The sequence below is a fragment of the Hungatella sp. genome, from assembly GCF_046966825.1.
On sequence record NZ_JBKVCZ010000131.1, the window covers coordinates 1 to 17,790 of the forward strand.

The following is a 17,790-nucleotide window of genomic DNA, read 5'->3' on the forward strand; positions in this document are numbered from 1 at the left end:
CGCTCAAGGTATTCGACTGTAATCCAGGCGCGAAGCACTGCTACGAAAAGGTGGGATTCCGGGAAGAGGAGTATCGAAAGGAAGACTTTCCTTACCGGGAGGAGATGTGGGGGAATTCTCTGATGGCATACAACCGGCGCTGACCGGGCAGTCCCTGCCGAAGCGTGTGTGAAAATCACTTTCAGACACGCTCCGCCGGGGCGCTTACATCATGTCCATAAACTGTTTGGAAGCCTGGGAAACGGGAAGGCTTTCATTATAGGCGACGATCATCTGGCGTGCGGGCATCTTTTCCGTAAGCTTGACGATGAATAAGTCCTTGTCATTTTCCGGGATGCAGAAATCGGGAACAAAGGCGATTCCCAGGCCGATTCGTGCCAGATCGATGAGCAGATCGTTGCTGCTTAACTCGATCTCCGGAACCAGGTCCAGCTGTTCCCGCTGGAACATATGGTGCAGGAATTCACTGGTGGTGCTCTTCCTGTCTAGCATCAGGATGGGGTATGTCTGCAGCTTCTGCAGGCTGACCGTCTCGCCCTTCAGCGGGAAATACTCCTGATTGGCGACGAAGACGTCGTGAAATTCATTGATCACCCGGACGTTCTGTGAATTGGAGAGGCCCGAGTTAGGATAGTTGGTGATGATGAAATCAACCTGTCCGTTCTCCAGTAAGTGGGCACACTCGATGGAGGTCTGGTTGGTGACTTTTATATGAACATTGGGGTAAGCCTTGTGGAAGCGGTTTAAGTACGGAATCAGGTAGTAACGGCAGATGGTATCGCTGGCGCCGATGCGAAGCTGGCCGCCGTTCAGGGTGTTGGCCTCCAGAAGCTGATTTTCCCCTTTTTGAATCAAATTGATGGCGGGTTCCACGTGTTTTAAGAGAATCTCGCCTTCCGGGGTAAGTTGGACTTTTTTCGTGCTCCGGATGAAGAGCGTCTGATTCAGCTTTTTCTCCAGCACTTTGATGGACTGGCTGACCGCCGACTGTGAAATAAACAGCTGTTTCGACGCTTCGGAGAAGCTCAGTGTGGCAGCAACATGGTAAAATACTTTATACAATTCATAATTAATATCCATTATTAGTCCTCCTTATAAATCTAAGGACATTCTATCACGAATGCGATGGATTTGTAAAGGAAATTGACAAAAATACCAGATTATGGTAACTTTGTGTAACAGTTCAGACGGCGGAAAAATATCCGATGCTTCTTGACTGGTTTATCGGTCAAGAAGATGAGCCGTCTGAACCGTTACAACTTAGCAGTCAGAAGGAGAGTAAGATTTATGCATGACGATTTTTATCAGATGTACCTGGAAGAAATGAAAGCGATCACTCCCTGTACGCAGGAGGAGAACACGCAGCTGTTAAATGACGCCGCGGCCGGAGATGAGGGGGCGAGGAAGCGCCTCATCGAGGGGAATCTGGAAGCCGCCTTAACCTGTGCGAAAGCGTATGACGGAAAGAGAGTACTTTTGACGGACCTGGTCGCCGAGGCGAACATGGCGCTGACCATGGCCGTGACGGAATTCTTAACCAATCCGGGAGACGGTGATTTCGAGGGCTTTTTGACGGCACGGATGAAGGAAGCGCTTGATCTGGCTGTGGAGGAGGAAGAGTCCGCGGAGCAGACCGGAGAGGAACTGGCTGCCAGAGTCAACGTACTGCAGACCGTATCCCAGGCGCTTGCCAGGGAGCTGGGGCGTGAGGCTACGGTGGAAGAGCTGGCGGATAAGATGAAGATGACTGTAGATGAAGTGAAGGACATCATGAAGATGGCCATGGATGCCATGAGCATGAACGCGGAAAACGCGGATCTGGAAGAACTGGCAGAAGTGGAAGGAATAGAAATTACCGAGGCTGCGGAGGATGAAGAGGAATGAAACTATATCTGATACGCCATGGACAGACGGACTGGAATATCCAGGGAAAGATTCAGGGCAGTCACGACATACCCTTAAATGACACGGGAAGAGCCCAGGCGAAGCTTGTGGCGGAGGGGATGGACAGCCGGCCGGTGACAAAGATATTTTCCAGCACGCTGGTGCGGGCGGTGGAGACGGCGCGGATGATCGGCGACCGCCAGCAGGTGGAGACTTATCTTGTCCCGGGACTCATCGAGGTGGAATTCGGCAAATGGGAAGGCATGACCTGGGATGAGATAAAGGAACAGTATCCGGCAGAGTATGAGCGCTGGTCCATCAATCCGGTGGATGTGGCGCCGCCCGGCGGTGAAACCCAGATGGAGGCCATGGAACGGGTAGCAGGGGCCATCGAAGCCATCATGGAGATGACAAACGGCCGGGAAGATATCGCGGTCGTGTCCCACGGTGCGACCATGGCTTATATTGTCGCCTATTTAATGAGAAACCATCCGGAAGAAGCGGAGATTATAGTAGATAACGCCAGCATCACTACCGTGAATTACAATCCCATCACGCAGGATTATATGCTGCTGGAGGTGAACGACACCGCGCATCTCTGTAAGAGGTAGCGGCACTCTGTACGTTTACCGGGGCACGGAATGAGACAATTGGATAAAGAGTATTGCAAACAGCATGGGAATCACCGCATATCCGGGGCTTACCTGGCCTCTCTGCAGCAGGATGTAGAGAGAGCCTAAAAGGGTCAGCACGGTAAAGATCAGCGCGAGGGTTTTAAATGCTGTTTTTTTCATATTCATGGTGTGTTCCTTTCTTTTTCGGTTCCGGGGAGTGTCTCACCGGAGAACTGGAGGGTGACGGCTTTGACTTCTTTATACTGTCTGTCAGCCAGCTTTTCCGGTTCCTCGTAGTCGTCTGTATTTGGAAAGATGACGGAATCGGAGTCGGTGTATGCCACGATACCGAGGGGGATTTTTTCATCTGTCCGGATGGGGGAAGACTCTGTCAGCCAGGAATCCGCAGTATTTTTATAATGGCTGGAACCGAGCATGACTTCGTACCGGCCCTCCCCGCAGGAAAAGGTAATGGAGTCATCGGAAAACAGAATGGCGACGCGGTCATCTTCCTGGCCGGACTGGCTGAAAACCGAGGAAGCGACGGTTTCCCACTGCCCCTGTTCGTTCAGCGTTTCGACGGAACAGAGAAGAGAAGAAATCCCGGGTTCCGTTTTATAATCATATAATTTTACACTGCGTCCGGTCTCAATCAAGGCGACAGTCTGCTGTTCCTTTTCCGTAAGATCAGCCTTCTGAATTGTCATGGCGCCATCCTGTTTCCCGGAACATCCGGCTAACAGAATAACAAGACTGAACGCCAGCGCAGTTCTTATGGATCGTATTTTTTCCATAGAGATCTCCTTTTTCGTTTGTTTTTTCATTATATCATATTGGAACGGAGAAGTAATGGATATTTGTTATTTATGGAATAAGTTCCCACTTTTTTACATATACTAAAAAAGAATGATACAACCTATAACAGGAAAGAAAAGGAGCGTTTTCAATATGGCGAGAGGCGTAAGAAAATCACCGGTGGAAAAATTACAGGATCAGTTAAATGAGGTAAGAGAGAGCATCAAACAGTATGAGAACTGCCTCGTTACCTTAAAAGAAAAGGAAAAAACATTAAACGAACAGATCGAACTGGAGGAGTTTAAAACAATCCGCGGCCTGCTCACAGAACAGGGAATCGGAATGGAAGAATTGAAAGAAATGCTGGAGTCGAATGTGACCGCAGTGGAAGAGCAGAGCGCGTAAAACGCCCTGCTTTTTTCTTTGCATGAGGTCGTAAAATGGCTTGTATTCATTGTAAAACAATGAAAATTTGTGAATAAAATATCTACAGTTGACTTTTACAATTTCTCTATATTATGATAGGAGCGTAGGAATTGTAAGTACTTACAAAAACAAAAAATAATCATGGTCATGGAGGATTGCGGAGATGAAAGAGGTAAGAGGAAATGTAATTGTCGGCCAGTCAGGCGGACCCACGGCGGTCATTAATTCCAGTCTTGCAGGTGTCTATAAGACAGCAAAGGACAGGGGAGCAAAAAAGGTTTTCGGGATGCTGCACGGTATTCAGGGACTGCTGGAAGAACGGTACGTGGATCTGTCGGAACACATCAAAAATGATCTGGATATTGAACTGTTAAAGAGAACTCCCTCCGCCTATTTAGGCTCCTGCCGTTACAAACTGCCGGAGATCTGTGAAGACCAGGAGATCTATAAAAAGATCTTTTCCATTCTGGATAAACTGGAGGTGGAATACTTCTTCTATATCGGCGGCAATGACTCCATGGATACGATAAAAAAACTCTCCGATTACTCCATCTTAAACGGCAGCAGGATCCGGTTTATGGGCGTGCCGAAGACCATTGACAATGATTTAGCCGCGACGGACCATACACCGGGATATGGCAGCGCCGCAAAATACATAGGTTCCATCACAAAGGAGGTAATCCGTGACGGCCTGGTGTATGACCAGCAGAACGTAACGCTTTTGGAAATCATGGGCCGCAACGCCGGCTGGCTCACGGGCGCGGCCGCCCTTGCCAAGTGTGAGGACTGCGAGGGGCCGGATATGATCTTTCTTCCTGAGATTCCCTTTGATGTGGAGAACTTCATGAAAAAGGTGGAAGAGCTGCACAAGCGGAAAAAATCCGTGGTGGTTGCGATTTCAGAGGGTGTGAAGATGGCGGATGGACGCTACGTCTGTGAGCTGACCGACACCATCGATTACGTGGATGCCTTTGGCCACAGGCAGCTGACCGGGACCGCACGTTATCTTGCCGAGAAGATTTCACGGGAAGTCGGATGCAAGACGAGGGCCATCGAGTTTAACTCCCTCCAGCGCTGCGCCTCCCATATCGTGTCGCGGGTTGATATTACCGAGGCGTTCCAGGTGGGCGGCGCAGCCGTCAAAGCGGCATTCGAAGGGGAGACAGGCAAGATGATTATCTTAAAGCGCGTCTCGGACGACCCGTATATCTGTGTGACCGATATCTACGACGTCCATAAGGTGGCAAATGTGGAGAAAAAGGTGCCGAGGGAGTGGATCAATGAGGCGGGCGACTACGTGACCGAGGAGTTCGTAAGCTATATCAAGCCGCTCATTCAGGCGGAGCTGACGCCGATCATGGTAGATGGGCTGCCAAGGCATCTGTATTACACAGACGTGGAAGAAAAACAGTCCAGGTAGTCCTGCAGAAGCTTTGCCAGCTTTCCGATGTGAACGCCATCTACAAAGGCGTGGTGCACCTGTACCGAGAAAGGAAGCAGTGTCCTTCCGTCCCGTTCGAAATACCTTCCCCAGTCGAACAGCGGTGTGGCATTGTCCCTGCTGCCGGAATCGGTGTGGGAAATGTGGGTAAAAGATACCCATGGAAATGCGGAGAACTGGAAGATATCATTCCCCATGGGGCCGGTGAAATATTCCTTCTGATTCTGCTCCGTGCGCTTTGCCAGGGCGACGTATTCCTCCAGGGTATCTTTCATTCCGACATTTACAACCTTAAAAAGCTCCGTATCCGGATTCAGATACGTGAAGGACGTGTGGATCCGGTCAAACACAACGGGCTGGCCGTCCACAAAGCGGCAGCGGAATTCTTTGATTCGGTTGGCACAGTCCGCAACAGCGTAGACGAAGGAAAAGGTAAAGGAATACCCCTTTTCCCGGATTGCGGTGAGAAAATTGGTGATATCCAGTTCAAAGCTGACACAGTATTGCGGCTGGGCGCTGTTTCGGAAAATCTGGTAGTGAAGGGCCCGGTCCCAGGTGGTTAAGTCGATGAGTTCCATCATGGTTTTCCTCCTTTTGCTTTGAGTGATTGATATGAGATATAGCTGCGGGTCTCCTGCGTAAATGCAGGGATTAATGTGATTATAGACCGAAAGAGATACGATGTCAATGAGACATGGTATGACTGAAAGATAAAATAAAAAATCAGATGTCCGGCGGATAGATGCGCGGATATCTGATTTTTATTTTTACTCTATATTCAGTTCTTTTATTGCGTGAAGTATGTGGATTTTCATTGCATTTCTGGCGCCTTCCGGATTTCTTTGTTCCAGAAATTCCATGATCATGCGGTGGTCCTCCATGGTGTGGTTTTTTACCTGTTCATTTTTTTCGGACAGAACGACGCCCTTTGAGATGGCCTGATAGAGGACAGGCATCAGCTTATTCATAAATTCATTGTGTGTGGCCTGGGCAATTGCGCGGTGGAATGCGTGTTCATCGTCAGTCCGGTCCCGGTTTGAGAGAATTTCCTTTTCGATATGTTCCCCAATCTCCAGGATCCGTCTGATCTCCGCCTCAGTTCCGCGCAGGGCGGCAAGGGCGGCGGCTTCCGGTTCGAAGATGAGCCGCATCTCATACAAGTCCTTTGCATTGGTTTTCACATCGGCCAGCTGTTCAAAATCCTGTGTTTCATTTAATGCTTCCTCCGTGACAAAGGTGCCGATCCCCCGGCGGATCTCCAGAACGCGGTATGCGGCCAGAATCTTTACGGCTTCCCGCAGGGTGGTCCTGCTGACATGAAGCTCGTCCGCCAGATCCTGTTCGTTGGGGAGCCGGTCCCCCGGGGCAAAACGTTTTTCGATTGTGATCATTGAGCGGATGTTTTCTGCGGTGTTTTGGGAGAGCATTTTATTCTGAGCAGTCATGAGCGGTTATGCCTTTCTGATGTTTGGTGATTTTATTTTCAGTTTGCTGATTTTCAGACCTTCCTGTTTCTATATTATACTATGGTTGTGGGGCAACATCAAATTATTCTTTTTTAAACGAAAGAAATGGATTACAATCGTCGTAGTACAGGATGAAGCAGAATAAGAGTAGTGACGATGGAGGAAGTATGGAGAAAGCCAGAGAACAGAGTAAGTGCTCTGAGGAATGGGAAGAAACGTTTTACCATGCGTATATACCGGTCGCCAGATCCATTGCGGGTAGAATTCTGTATCCATCCGGGACGAATGAGGATATCGAGGAACTGGCGCTGGATGCGGTGTACGAAGCCATGAAAAACATTGGCAAATACGATGAAACGAGGGGAAGCATGGAGACGTATGTCAGGACTATCACAAAGAGCAGGGCGCTGACATACAGAAAGAAACAGGAACGGTATCAGACGGTACCGTTGGAAGGAAGCCTGGAGTTGTGGACGGAGGACGAGGATGTGGCGGCGCTAAAGGACATGGTGAGGTGCGTGATCCGGCAGCTGCGGCCAAAGGAACAGACTCTTTTCACCTGCCGCTTTCTCTATCATATGACGCCTGAGGAGATTGCCCGGCGGGAGGGCTGTTCGAGAAGGGCGGTGGACAGCCGCTTAACCAGGCTGCGGAAGAAACTCGTGAAGGCATTTCGTGATCATGGCGTGGAGCTGGGAGGAGACGTGTGATGAACAGAAACAGATACGATATGGACGAATTACTGGATGATGACCTTATGGCAGAATTGACGGAACGGACCTTCCAGCGAGTAGAGGGAGACAGACTCGGAAAAGGCGGCAGACTCAGAAAGACAGTCGGGATTCTGGTGGCCTGTACAGCCTTTGTCCTGGTTTTGACAAATTTTGATTCTGTCCTGGCGGCCGTGCGGACCTTTATCACCTATGTGGTAGGAGATGCGGTGGAAACGGACTCCGCCATTCTCACACAGTACGAGGTACTGGAGAGCCCCGTGCCGTTTACGGATGGTGAAGGCTATTGGGTAGATTTGGCATACCGCAAGAATGACAGCCTGTATTTCAATATTTCCTTAACGAATCAGGATATGGACGTAAAAGATACTCTGTATGTGGAACTGGCCGGGAAGACGTATCGCTGTACCCAGACCGGCGGGTATACGGAAAGTAGAAGAAGCAGCGACACAGGGGAGAAAACGGTGAGGTCTGAGAACAGCTATATGCTGGAGGACGCGCCTGAGGGAAATACCATGACTCTGAGACTGGAGGATCACTGTGTGACAATTACTCTCGAGCCGTCGCCGGAATATGCAGCCGATACCGTGAGAAAAGCGGAGTTAGGTTGGCTGGAGGTTGATTTTATTCCACTGTCCAAGAACCGCAGGGTGCTGGGCTATGTTGCGAAGACGGAAGACAGCGTATTAAAAGATGCGTTTATCTTTTTCCCGTATGGAGAGATGAAGGACCAGGACGGAAAGACTGTAAAAGCCAGTTATATTGGCGGGGATGACAATTTCTCGCATGAGCTGGTGGCGGCTGAGGGAACTGTGATTAACGGATTTTCATCCTCGAAGGTGGGATACCGGTTGGGCGGCGCTTATGACAGCAGTCTGGGAGAGTACCGTTTCACCATGCCGGAAAAAGGAAAAACCATTGCTGTCAATAGGGATTTGGAGATAAGCGGAATTACCATGAAGTTAAAGACAATTCAGCGTAGCGCGGAGGATGAGATTACCTTTACGTTTGCAGAAGAGACGAACCGGGGAACGCTGACCGGAATGACACTGGGATGCGAAGAAAACGAAAATATAAGCAATACAACGTCTACAGGGAACGTATTTACCGCAGGCATTTCCTGGTCCTGGACGGAGTTTACGATAGGCGGCACTGCGAAGCTTATGACATTATTTCCTTATGAGACCGGGGATGAGGTAATAATTATTTTCCGGGAGATCGAGGGGGAGATGGAGGGGGAGATCCAAGTTCAGTGGGATAGTCGGTGATAGAAATGTAAAAAAGTAAACCATTTTCAGAAAAGCATGCTATAATAAAACAGATTATGGAAAATGCCGTTTGAGTGATGCGGCGGACGTAAGGAGAGGTGAAGACAGAAGTGAATGGGGAACGCATGACCGACGTAAGGATCGGTGAGTATCTCGTCTCAGATATCATGACGTGTGTCGGAAAAAAGAGCGCCGTTTATTTGAGAAAGTTCGAGCGGGTTCATGAGAAAGGCTGCAGCTTTAACTGGTGTGCGGCGCTGTTTACCGCGTTATGGTTTGCTTACCGCAAAATGTGGAAGGCAGCGGCGGCTATTATGGGCTTCAATGTGATTTATACGATGGTGTTGTCCGTCCTGGAGAATACGATGCTGACGGCGGACAACGCGCTGGTGTTCATGAGTGCGGCGGCCGGTCTGTTTGTCCTGTCCATGATCGTGTTCGGGCTGCTGGGCGACTGGCTCTACAGCCGTCATATAAATGCCATTCTCGATGAACAGGGATGCCGCGGAAGGCGTGCCGTCCAGAAGGAGGCACTCATGGAATCTCTTCAGAAAGCCGGAGGAACCAGTATAAAAGGGATGGTCATTCTGTGGGCAGCGAGCCTGGTGCTGCAGTGGGCGATCACCTGGCTGATTTCTTTCCTTCTATAGACTGTATAAATATAAGATACAATAATTAATACCATAAGATATATTAATTTTTCTAATTGATATATCTTGTGGTATTATTATATCAACGAGAAGTAAAGGGTGCAGTGCGTCCCGATGAAACATAAAGATTGGAACTTAATGATATTTTCCAAGGAGGAAATTATGAGCGTAAGAAGAGTGTATGTAGAGAAGAAACCGGCCTATGCCGTAAAGGCCCATGAGCTTAAGGAGGAGATTGCCAGCTATCTTGGGATAGAAACCGTGACGGATGTACGTGTCCTGATTCGCTATGACATCGAGAATTTATCCGAGGAGACTTACAGGACCGCGCTTGAGACAATTTTTTCCGAGCCGCCGGTGGACGAGGTCTACGAGGAGACATTTCCGAGAAATGAAAATGACGTGGTGTTTGCAGTGGAGTACCTGCCGGGCCAGTTCGATCAGAGGGCCGATTCTGCGGAGCAGTGTGTGAAGCTTTTGAAGGAAGACGAGGAGCCGGTGATCAAATCGGCCACGACCTATGTGATTTCCGGAACCGTGACAGAGGCGGAAGCCGCGGATATCAAGTCCTTCTGCATCAATCCGGTGGATTCCAGAGAAACGGATGAGACAAAGCCGGAGACGCTTTTAACCGTGTTTGAGACACCGGCCGACGTTATCATATTCGACGGGTTCCAGAGCTCCCAGGAAGGCGCGTTAAAGGAGTTGTACGATTCCCTGAACCTTGCCATGACCTTTAAGGATTTTAAGCATATTCAGAACTATTTCAGGGACGAGGAGAAGAGAGACCCGTCCATGACGGAGATCCGCGTCCTGGATACGTACTGGTCCGATCACTGCCGCCATACCACATTCCAGACGGAATTGAAGGATGTGCATTTACAGAGGGCGATTACCGGGTTCCGATCGAAACGACGTACCAGAAGTACTTAGCCGACCGTGAGGTGGTGTTAAAGGGAAAGAGCGGCAAGTTCGTCTGTCTGATGGATTTGGCGCTGATGGCCATGAAGAAGCTGCGCATGGAGGGCAAACTGGATGATCTGGAAGTATCCGACGAGATCAACGCCTGCAGCATCGTGGTGCCTGTGGAAATCGATGGAAAAGAGGAGGAGTGGCTCGTCAATTTCAAGAATGAGACACACAATCATCCGACAGAGATCGAGCCGTTCGGCGGCGCTGCCACCTGTCTTGGCGGAGCTATCCGTGATCCGCTGTCCGGGCGTACGTATGTATACCAGGCTATGCGTGTGACAGGGGCTGCCGATCCGACAAAACCGTTAAATGAGACGTTAAAGGGCAAGCTTCCTCAGAGGAAGATCGTGACCGGCGCGGCCAGCGGATACAGCTCCTACGGCAACCAGATCGGTCTTGCCACCGGATATGTAAAAGAAATTTACCATCCCAACTACGTGGCAAAGCGCATGGAGATCGGCGCCGTCATGGGCGCAGCTCCACGTAAAAATGTAATCCGCGAGACCTCTGATCCGGGCGATATCATCATTTTGCTGGGCGGACGTACTGGACGTGACGGCTGCGGCGGAGCTACCGGTTCATCCAAGGTACATACGGAGGCGTCCATCGAGACCTGCGGCGCCGAGGTTCAGAAGGGAAATGCGCCTACCGAACGAAAGATTCAGAGACTGTTCCGCCGTGCGGAAGTCAGCAGCATCATTAAGAAATGCAACGATTTCGGCGCAGGCGGAGTATCCGTTGCCATCGGCGAGCTTGCTGACGGCTTACAGATTGATTTAGACAAGGTTCCGAAGAAGTATGCCGGTCTGGATGGAACAGAGATCGCCATCTCCGAGAGCCAGGAGCGTATGGCTGTCGTCATCGATCCGAAGGACGTAAAACAGTTTTTAGCCTACGCTGCGGAGGAGAACTTAGAGGCCATCGAGGTTGCAGTGGTGACCGAGGAGCCGCGTCTGGTGATGAACTGGAGAGGCAGAAATATCGTGGATATCAGCCGCGCGTTCCTGGATACGAACGGTGCTCATCAGGAGGCTTCTGTCGTTGTGGAGGTCCCGAACAGGGTAAGCGCTTCCAACTCCGGTTTGGCGGAAGGAAAGGAGGGCAGAGCGTTTGACAGGAAGGAGATTTCTGACGTCCGGGGTGAGTGGATGAAGGTGCTTTCCGACTTAAATGTCTGCTCCCAGAAGGGGCTGGTAGAGATGTTCGACGGTTCCATCGGCGCGGGCAGCGTGTTCATGCCTTACGGCGGTAAATACCAGCTGACAGAGACGCAGTCCATGGTGGCGAAGCTTCCGGTACTTTCCGGAAAGACAGATACGGTGACGATGATGAGCTACGGCTTTGATCCGTATTTATCCAGCTGGAGCCCGTATCACGGCGCTGTTTATGCGGTTGTTTCCTCTGTAGCCAAGATTGTGGCCGCAGGCGGTGACTATAAGAAGATCCGTTTTACCTTCCAGGAGTACTTCCGCCGGATGACGGAGGAGGCCTCCCGCTGGAGCCAGCCGTTCTCCGCTCTGCTTGGAGCATACGAGGCTCAGCTGGGCTTCGGACTTCCATCCATCGGCGGAAAGGACAGCATGTCCGGAACCTTCAATGAGATTGACGTTCCGCCGACACTGGTATCCTTTGCCGTGGATATTGCCGATCAGAAGCACATCATCACTCCGGAGTTTAAGAAGGCAGGCAGTAAGATTGTTGTGTTCCATATAGAGAGAGATCAGTATGATTTGCCTGTTTATAAGCAGCTCATGGATGGGTATGAGAAGCTTTATCATGAGATTACTGCGGGCAGAGTCATTTCCGCGTATGCGGTGGAAGGCCATGGTTTGGCTGAATCTGTGGCAAAGATGGCGTTCGGCAACAAGCTGGGCGTTAAGATCGAGCACAATGTGGACCCGAGAGATTTCTTCGCTCCGGACTGGGGCTCCATCGTCTGCGAGGTTCCGGACGGAAAGGTAAGTGAGCTGTCTATTTCCTACACAGTAATCGGCGAAGTGACGGACCGCGGAGTCCTGGAATACGGCAGCACGGCCATCACCATGGACGAGGCGCTGAACGCATGGACAGAGACTCTGGAAAATGTGTTCCCGACCAGATCGGGTGTGGCAGATACGCCTGTGATGGAAGCGCTCTACGATACGAAGGACATCTATGTCTGCAGGAATAAGGTTGCAAAACCGAACGTATTTATTCCGGTATTCCCGGGTACCAACTGCGAGTACGACAGCCGAAAGGCATTTGAGCGGGCCGGTGCAAATGTGGTGACAAAGGTATTTAAGAATATGAGTGCCGATGATATCAGAGAGTCCGTGGAGGCGTACAGAGAAGAGATTGCAAAAGCCCAGATCGTCATGTTCCCGGGCGGCTTCTCCGCTGGCGACGAGCCGGAGGGGTCCGCGAAATTCTTTGCAACCGTATTCCGCAACGCGGTGATCAGGGAAGAGATCGAAAAGCTGTTAAATGAGCGCGACGGCCTGATGCTGGGCATCTGCAACGGCTTCCAGGCGCTGATCAAGCTTGGGCTGGTGCCGGAAGGAACTATCACGGCGCAGAGAAATGATTCTCCGACTCTGGCTATGAACACCATCGGACGCCACATTTCCAAGATGGTTTATACGAAAGTAGTGACGAACAAGTCTCCGTGGTTACAGGGAGCCGAGCTTGGCGGCGTATACTGCAATCCGGCATCTCACGGCGAGGGCCGTTTTGTGGCCAATGATGATTGGATTAAAAAGCTGTTCGAGAATGGCCAGGTAGCGACGCAGTACGTGGACGAGAACGGGAATCCGACGATGGACGAGTTCTGGAACCCGAACGGTTCCTATATGGCGATCGAGGGCATCACAAGCCCGGATGGCAGAATTTTGGGCAAGATGGCTCACTCCGAGAGACGGGGCGAGGCAGTTGCCATGAATATTTATGGGGAGCAGGATTTGAAGATATTCGAATCCGGTGTGAAGTATTTTAAATAAGAGAATAACAGGAATGGGAGCAGAAAAATGGCTGACAGCGATTTTTCTGCTCCTGTTTTGCTTTACATTTAAAAAACAATTCGCTATACTAAAGATAAATGTTCGACTTGCCGCAGCTATTACCACAAGTAATAGTAAGGAGAACAAAAATGAGTACAAAAAAACCAAATATTGTTTTTATATTATCTGACGATCAGGGAGCATGGGCCATGGGCTGCTCCGGTAATGAGGAGATTATCACACCGAACCTAGATAAGCTGGCAGCGGAAGGCATGCGTTTCGAGAACTTCTTCTGCGCATCGCCGGTATGCTCTCCGGCACGGGCGTCACTTTTGACGGGGAGGATTCCGTCTCAGCACGGCGTTCACGACTGGATTCGCGACGATAATAAAAAACAGGAGGATATAGAATATCTTGCAGGTCAGACTGCCTATACCGACATCCTGACACAGGAAGGATACGTGTGCGGCCTGTCCGGCAAATGGCACCTGGGGAAGAGTTCTGTGCCTCAAAAGAGTTTTACACACTGGTTTGCGCACAAATCTGGCGGAGGCCCTTATTATGGTGCTCCTTTTTACAGAGAGGGCCGTCTGGTCTATGAACCTGGTTATGTCACGGATGTCATCACGGATGACGCCATTTCTTTTTTGAAAGAGCATGCGGGAAAGCAGCCTTTCTATCTTCATGTGGGCTATACGGCGCCTCACGCGCCCTGGCTTAACAACCATCCGAAAGAATACACCGATTTATATGAGAATTGCCGGTTTTTGTCCTGTCCCATGGAGAAAGAGCATCCCGACAGTATTTATCTGACGAAGGAAGTCTTACAGGACTTGCGGGCGAATCAGATCGGATATTATGCCGCTGCTACCGCCATGGACTATAATATTGGACGAATCCTGGAGCAGCTTGATGAACTGGGGATCAGGGAAGAGACCCTGGTGATCTTTGGCAGCGATAATGGGTTCAGCTGCGGCCATCACGGCTTCTGGGGAAAGGGCAACGGTACCTTCCCAATCAATATGTACGAATCTTCCGTTAAGGTTCCGATGATTATGAGCCAGCCAGGGGTGATCCAGCCGGGGATGGTGAATTCCTCGCTCTTGTCTGCATATGACTTTATGCCGACACTGCTCGATTATGTTGGTATCGAGGGAACGGATCGTGGAGAGAAGCTTCCGGGGAAAAGCTTCCTTCCGGCACTGCTGGGGCAGGAATTTTATCAGGGAGAATCCATTGTGGTGATGGATGAGTACGGTCCCAACCGTATGATCCGTGGGACCAGATATAAGTTTATAAAACGGTATCCTTACGGCCCCAATGAGCTGTACGATCTGCAGGAGGATCCGGGAGAGCGGAGTAACCTGCTTCTGGCGGGGAACGAGAAGGCTGAGGAGATCGGAAGAACGATGAATTACGAGCTGGAACAGTGGTTTATCAATTACGTCAATCCGGAAATCGACGGGGCTAAGGAGCCCGTGTTCGGCTCCGGCCAGATCGGCCTTGCCGGGCTCTGGAGCAAGGGGGAGGTATCCCACAGCTGCGACGATTACATCAAAGAAAAGTTAAAAGAATGAGTGGGTGAGCGAGATAAAAAAGTATTGGGAGAAGTTTAAACAGGCGTCCGGGAAATTGAAGACTCAGTTGTATTTAGGATATGGCGTTACCTTTGCCGTCCTTTCCCTCCTGATTATCAGCTTTCTGTTTCTGGGAGTAAAACAGCTGATGATGGACCAGATCGGCCAGAGCCGTCTGGATGTATTAAAACAGATTTCAGAACGTTCCAACACCATAAAAAACAGCACCATCACCATATCCAATCTGTACCGGTATGATGAAGAGGTGCAGAGATGCTTAAGTGAGAACGGCCTCTCGGAGGAAGAGATGGAGCAGGCCGGACGTTACTTGGACGGGGTGAAGGAGAACTACGACAGGGTATTTCACGATGTGGGGGTGGCCTACGACGTGGTGATCCTGGGAGATAATGGATTCCGTTACGCCTCCAGAGGGCGGGACCACTACGATTTTGACGGACTGGAGAGCCAGCTCTGGTATAAGCGGAGCTACGACGCGGAAAATGATATCGTGTTTATCAGCAGCTTCCGGGAGAAGTTTGATTTATCGAGCAGGGAAGAGCGGTACGTATTCGCAGCCTTTCGCCGGGTGGCCGGAACGGACGGCAGGGAAACGGGAACGATTCTCGTCAATGTGGATGAAAAATATCTGGAAGACTTATACGGAACGGCCGAAGACCGGAGCAACCTCTATATTTTCGATAAGAAAGGCAACATTGTCTCCAGCCGGGAGAAATCCCTGCTTGGAAAGAACTTTATCGGAGTTGATAATTTCAGACGGCTTTACGGGGAGAATGAGTACCACATTATCAAAAAGCTGGGACAGGACTATCTGCTGTCCAACTACTATGATCCCCAGACTGGCTGGACGATTGTGGAAGAGATGCCGTGCGCCGTTATACTGCAGCCTTTAAACCAGGCGCTGGTGCTTCTCCTGGCGATTGTAAGCGGCTGTCTCCTGGCCGGAACGGGAGCTGCCTGCTATATGTCGGAACGGATATCGAAGCCATCCTGAAGCTCTGCCGCCTGATGGACCGGGTGAAGCAGGGGGATTTTGACGTGATCAGTGACATCCGGGGATATGAGGAGGTCAATCAGCTGAAGGACAGCTTTAACGAGATGGCGGCTGAGATTAAGAAGCTTTTGGAGGACATTCGGGACAATGAGATGCAGAAGCGCAAGTCGGAGATGGATTTTTTAAGAGCGCAGATCAATCCGCATTTTCTCTATAATACGCTGTTTTCAATCCAGTGCATGATCGAACTGAAAAAGAATGACCAGGCAGTTCTGATGATGGCGGCCTTTACCGACCTTCTGAAGAAGACGCTGTCTGTGGACACGGATTTCATCACCCTGAAGGAGGAGTTTGAAAGCACGGAAAAATACCTGGTGCTGCAGCAGATCCGGTATGGGGACAAGATTCATTATGAGTGTGAGATGGGGGCGGAGACGGAGCAGTGCCTCGTTCCTGCGCTGATCATACAGCCGATTGTAGAGAATGCCATCTTCCATGGGATCGAGGCAAAGGAGGAGGCGGGGCTTATTATCGTGGAATCTGTTGTGTCGGAGGGAGCCCTGCTGATCACCGTCTCCGATGACGGCGTGGGGCTTGACGAGAAGGAGCTTGCCCGGATGACGGCACAGTTTGGTGAACGGGAATACCAGTCTGGAAGATCCATCGGAATTCTCAATGTGTTAAACCGGATCAAGATTAATTTTGGAGAAGGGTACGGGCTTACGGTGGAAAGCGAGCCGGGAATCGGCACCTCGGTTACCATGAGGCTTCCCGTGGTGCTTAAGGAGATGCAAGGGGTAAATCATGAAAATACTGATAGTAGATGACGAGAGAATGATATGCGAGTGGCTTCAGTTCTGTATCGGGCAGAACCCGGATTGCCAGCTGACCGGCTGCGCCCATAACGGAGAGCAGGCACTCGCCCTGTTTCAGGAAAATGAACCGGACGTGGTTTTTACGGATATCAAGATGCCGGTTATGGGAGGTCTTGAGCTTTTAAAGCGGATTAAGGAGATTTCTCCAGAGACGGTTGTGGTCCTTTTGACCGCCTTTGCCGAATTCGATCTGGCCAGGGAGGCCATACGGCAGGGCGGAGACGACTACCTGCTTAAGACGGAGATGAACCATCAGTCGTTTAAGGAGGTATTGGAACGGTTAAAAAAACGGGTGACTAAGCACGAGGTATCCAAAGGCGGGGCAGAGACGGAGAGCACCGGCCGCCAGCATTCCATTATCGGCGATATACTGCGGGAGGGAAGGACTCTGGGGGAAGAGGATGTAAAGAAACTTAGGGAATGCAATATCCGGTGGCGTGATGAGGGGCTGTTTGCCGTGGCTGTGTGGAAAAAAGAGGTGCTGGAGGAATTCATCCTTCCGGAGAATCCGGAGGTTCACCATGTGGTGGGATTCGAATACGACAAGCTTACGTACGTGATTGTGGGGAATCTGGAGCGGGACCGGACGGAACTGCAGAAAATCCAGCTGCTGCATGAGTATGGGACAGCAATCGTACAGAAAAACCATTGTATGGCGGGAATCAGCACGGTGACGGGCAGTCTGGCCCATGTGGCGGACGCGATTATTGAGGCAGCCTGCAGCTTAAGCCGCGGTTATTATATGGAAAAAGAGAAGGTCTGGCTGGCGGAGATGGCGGGAAGCGAGATTCGCAGCCTCGTGAAGTGCTGGGAGAGCGGATACCGGAAGACGCGGCGTGAGCTCTACGAGGTGTCCGGCCAGGAATTCTACCAGACCATAGAGGCGGTGCTGGACCATGCGAAGCAGGAGGGCGTATTTCCGGTCTGTATGTTTGCCGCTTTCTGCTGTGATGCCATGGAGATGGCCTATATGCGCTTTGCCGGTGAGGATGCAAAGCTGATGCACCACATGCTTCTGGAGGAGAAGCGGGCGGTAAGCGAGTCTGTCAGCTACGCGGAAAGCTGCAAAAAGGTGACGGAATTTATCCGCACCGCGCTGGCCTA

At 50.7% G+C, this 17,790-nt stretch carries 16 protein-coding genes and 1 pseudogene; 12 read left to right on the forward strand and 5 right to left on the reverse strand.

Going from position 1 to position 17,790, the window contains the following annotated elements; genetic code table 11:
• Positions 1 to 204: 204 nt before the first annotated feature.
• The gene (locus ACLTD4_RS27110) at positions 205 to 1,080 is read right to left on the reverse strand and encodes a LysR family transcriptional regulator (protein WP_002600449.1); all 876 of its coding nucleotides are present in this window, start codon (positions 1,078 to 1,080) and stop codon (positions 205 to 207) included.
• Between the two features lie 207 nt (positions 1,081 to 1,287).
• Between ACLTD4_RS27110 and ACLTD4_RS27115 the strand changes: the two genes are divergently transcribed.
• Together ACLTD4_RS27115 and ACLTD4_RS27120 are read left to right on the forward strand one after the other, a co-directional pair.
• The gene (locus ACLTD4_RS27115) at positions 1,288 to 1,884 is read left to right on the forward strand and encodes a sigma-70 domain-containing protein (RefSeq protein WP_117621820.1); all 597 of its coding nucleotides are present in this window, start codon (positions 1,288 to 1,290) and stop codon (positions 1,882 to 1,884) included.
• Complete coding sequence (locus ACLTD4_RS27120) at positions 1,881 to 2,495, forward strand: histidine phosphatase family protein (RefSeq protein WP_117621821.1); 615 nt, start codon at positions 1,881 to 1,883, stop codon at positions 2,493 to 2,495. The genes ACLTD4_RS27115 and ACLTD4_RS27120 overlap by 4 nt, the downstream gene beginning before the upstream one ends.
• A gap of 15 nt (positions 2,496 to 2,510) precedes the next feature.
• Here the strand turns inward: ACLTD4_RS27120 and ACLTD4_RS27125 are convergent, their stop codons facing one another.
• Both ACLTD4_RS27125 and ACLTD4_RS27130 read right to left on the reverse strand, forming a co-directional pair.
• Positions 2,511 to 2,684 carry a hypothetical protein gene (locus ACLTD4_RS27125; RefSeq protein ID WP_181988685.1) on the reverse strand — a complete coding sequence of 58 codons (174 nt, stop codon included), beginning with the start codon at positions 2,682 to 2,684 and terminating at the stop codon, positions 2,511 to 2,513.
• Positions 2,681 to 3,292 (reverse strand): hypothetical protein, encoded by a 612-nt coding sequence (locus ACLTD4_RS27130; RefSeq protein WP_117621822.1) that lies wholly within the window; start codon positions 3,290 to 3,292, stop codon positions 2,681 to 2,683. Before ACLTD4_RS27130 ends, ACLTD4_RS27125 begins: the two co-directional genes overlap by 4 nt.
• A 154-nt stretch (positions 3,293 to 3,446) precedes the next feature.
• On the opposite strand from ACLTD4_RS27130, the gene ACLTD4_RS27135 reads away from it, so the two are divergent.
• On the forward strand, positions 3,447 to 3,698 hold the full coding sequence (locus tag ACLTD4_RS27135; RefSeq protein ID WP_117621823.1) for a hypothetical protein: 252 nt from the start codon (positions 3,447 to 3,449) through the stop codon (positions 3,696 to 3,698).
• A 184-nt stretch (positions 3,699 to 3,882) separates the two neighbouring features.
• Positions 3,883 to 5,139 carry a 6-phosphofructokinase gene (locus ACLTD4_RS27140; protein ID WP_055655570.1) on the forward strand — a complete coding sequence of 419 codons (1,257 nt, stop codon included), beginning with the start codon at positions 3,883 to 3,885 and terminating at the stop codon, positions 5,137 to 5,139.
• Here ACLTD4_RS27140 and ACLTD4_RS27145 read toward each other — a convergent pair.
• Positions 5,106 to 5,738, reverse strand: coding sequence for a CatA-like O-acetyltransferase (locus ACLTD4_RS27145; RefSeq protein WP_117621854.1), 633 nt, complete (start codon positions 5,736 to 5,738; stop codon positions 5,106 to 5,108). The genes ACLTD4_RS27140 and ACLTD4_RS27145 overlap by 34 nt on opposite strands.
• Positions 5,739 to 5,927: 189 nt before the next feature.
• On the reverse strand, positions 5,928 to 6,605 hold the full coding sequence (locus ACLTD4_RS27150; protein ID WP_055655568.1) for a FadR/GntR family transcriptional regulator: 678 nt from the start codon (positions 6,603 to 6,605) through the stop codon (positions 5,928 to 5,930).
• A gap of 188 nt (positions 6,606 to 6,793) precedes the next feature.
• Between ACLTD4_RS27150 and ACLTD4_RS27155 the strand changes: the two genes are divergently transcribed.
• The 8 genes and pseudogenes from ACLTD4_RS27155 to ACLTD4_RS27190 all read left to right on the forward strand — a co-directional run.
• Entirely contained in the window at positions 6,794 to 7,336 is a 543-nt protein-coding gene (locus tag ACLTD4_RS27155; RefSeq protein ID WP_055655566.1) for an RNA polymerase sigma factor, read from the forward strand.
• Positions 7,336 to 8,625 carry a hypothetical protein gene (locus ACLTD4_RS27160; RefSeq protein ID WP_055655564.1) on the forward strand — a complete coding sequence of 430 codons (1,290 nt, stop codon included), beginning with the start codon at positions 7,336 to 7,338 and terminating at the stop codon, positions 8,623 to 8,625. The genes ACLTD4_RS27155 and ACLTD4_RS27160 overlap by 1 nt, the downstream gene beginning before the upstream one ends.
• Before the next feature lie 98 nt (positions 8,626 to 8,723).
• On the forward strand, positions 8,724 to 9,275 hold the full coding sequence (locus tag ACLTD4_RS27165; protein ID WP_243008361.1) for a DUF2628 domain-containing protein: 552 nt from the start codon (positions 8,724 to 8,726) through the stop codon (positions 9,273 to 9,275).
• 162 nt (positions 9,276 to 9,437) lie between these two features.
• A pseudogene (locus ACLTD4_RS27170) lies at positions 9,438 to 13,222 on the forward strand (phosphoribosylformylglycinamidine synthase).
• Positions 13,223 to 13,371: 149 nt separating this feature from the next.
• A complete protein-coding gene (locus ACLTD4_RS27175) occupies positions 13,372 to 14,799 on the forward strand; it encodes a sulfatase-like hydrolase/transferase (protein ID WP_117621826.1) in 1,428 nt (475 codons plus the stop codon).
• A 55-nt stretch (positions 14,800 to 14,854) separates the two neighbouring features.
• Positions 14,855 to 15,811: a cache domain-containing protein gene (locus tag ACLTD4_RS27180; protein ID WP_412331716.1), complete on the forward strand. Its 957-nt coding sequence runs from the start codon at positions 14,855 to 14,857 to the stop codon at positions 15,809 to 15,811.
• Positions 15,812 to 15,855: 44 nt separating this feature from the next.
• Complete coding sequence (locus ACLTD4_RS27185; RefSeq protein ID WP_412331717.1) at positions 15,856 to 16,638, forward strand: sensor histidine kinase; 783 nt, start codon at positions 15,856 to 15,858, stop codon at positions 16,636 to 16,638.
• Positions 16,616 to 17,790, forward strand: a 1,175-nt coding sequence (locus ACLTD4_RS27190) for a response regulator (RefSeq protein WP_412331718.1), incomplete at its 3' end; no start/stop codon positions are given. The genes ACLTD4_RS27185 and ACLTD4_RS27190, both read left to right, overlap by 23 nt.

Bases quoted from the DNA above. Each gene is read 5' to 3' on its own strand.
- ACLTD4_RS27110 (WP_002600449.1), bottom strand. From the start codon at position 1,080: ATGGATATTAATTATGAATTGTATAAAGTATTTTACCATGTTGCTGCC.
- ACLTD4_RS27115 (WP_117621820.1), top strand. From the start codon at position 1,288: ATGCATGACGATTTTTATCAGATGTACCTGGAAGAAATGAAAGCGATC.
- ACLTD4_RS27120 (WP_117621821.1), top strand. From the start codon at position 1,881: ATGAAACTATATCTGATACGCCATGGACAGACGGACTGGAATATCCAG.
- ACLTD4_RS27125 (WP_181988685.1), bottom strand. From the start codon at position 2,684: ATGAATATGAAAAAAACAGCATTTAAAACCCTCGCGCTGATCTTTACC.
- ACLTD4_RS27130 (WP_117621822.1), bottom strand. From the start codon at position 3,292: ATGGAAAAAATACGATCCATAAGAACTGCGCTGGCGTTCAGTCTTGTT.
- ACLTD4_RS27135 (WP_117621823.1), top strand. From the start codon at position 3,447: ATGGCGAGAGGCGTAAGAAAATCACCGGTGGAAAAATTACAGGATCAG.
- ACLTD4_RS27140 (WP_055655570.1), top strand. From the start codon at position 3,883: ATGAAAGAGGTAAGAGGAAATGTAATTGTCGGCCAGTCAGGCGGACCC.
- ACLTD4_RS27145 (WP_117621854.1), bottom strand. From the start codon at position 5,738: ATGGAACTCATCGACTTAACCACCTGGGACCGGGCCCTTCACTACCAG.
- ACLTD4_RS27150 (WP_055655568.1), bottom strand. From the start codon at position 6,605: ATGACTGCTCAGAATAAAATGCTCTCCCAAAACACCGCAGAAAACATC.
- ACLTD4_RS27155 (WP_055655566.1), top strand. From the start codon at position 6,794: ATGGAGAAAGCCAGAGAACAGAGTAAGTGCTCTGAGGAATGGGAAGAA.
- ACLTD4_RS27160 (WP_055655564.1), top strand. From the start codon at position 7,336: ATGAACAGAAACAGATACGATATGGACGAATTACTGGATGATGACCTT.
- ACLTD4_RS27175 (WP_117621826.1), top strand. From the start codon at position 13,372: ATGAGTACAAAAAAACCAAATATTGTTTTTATATTATCTGACGATCAG.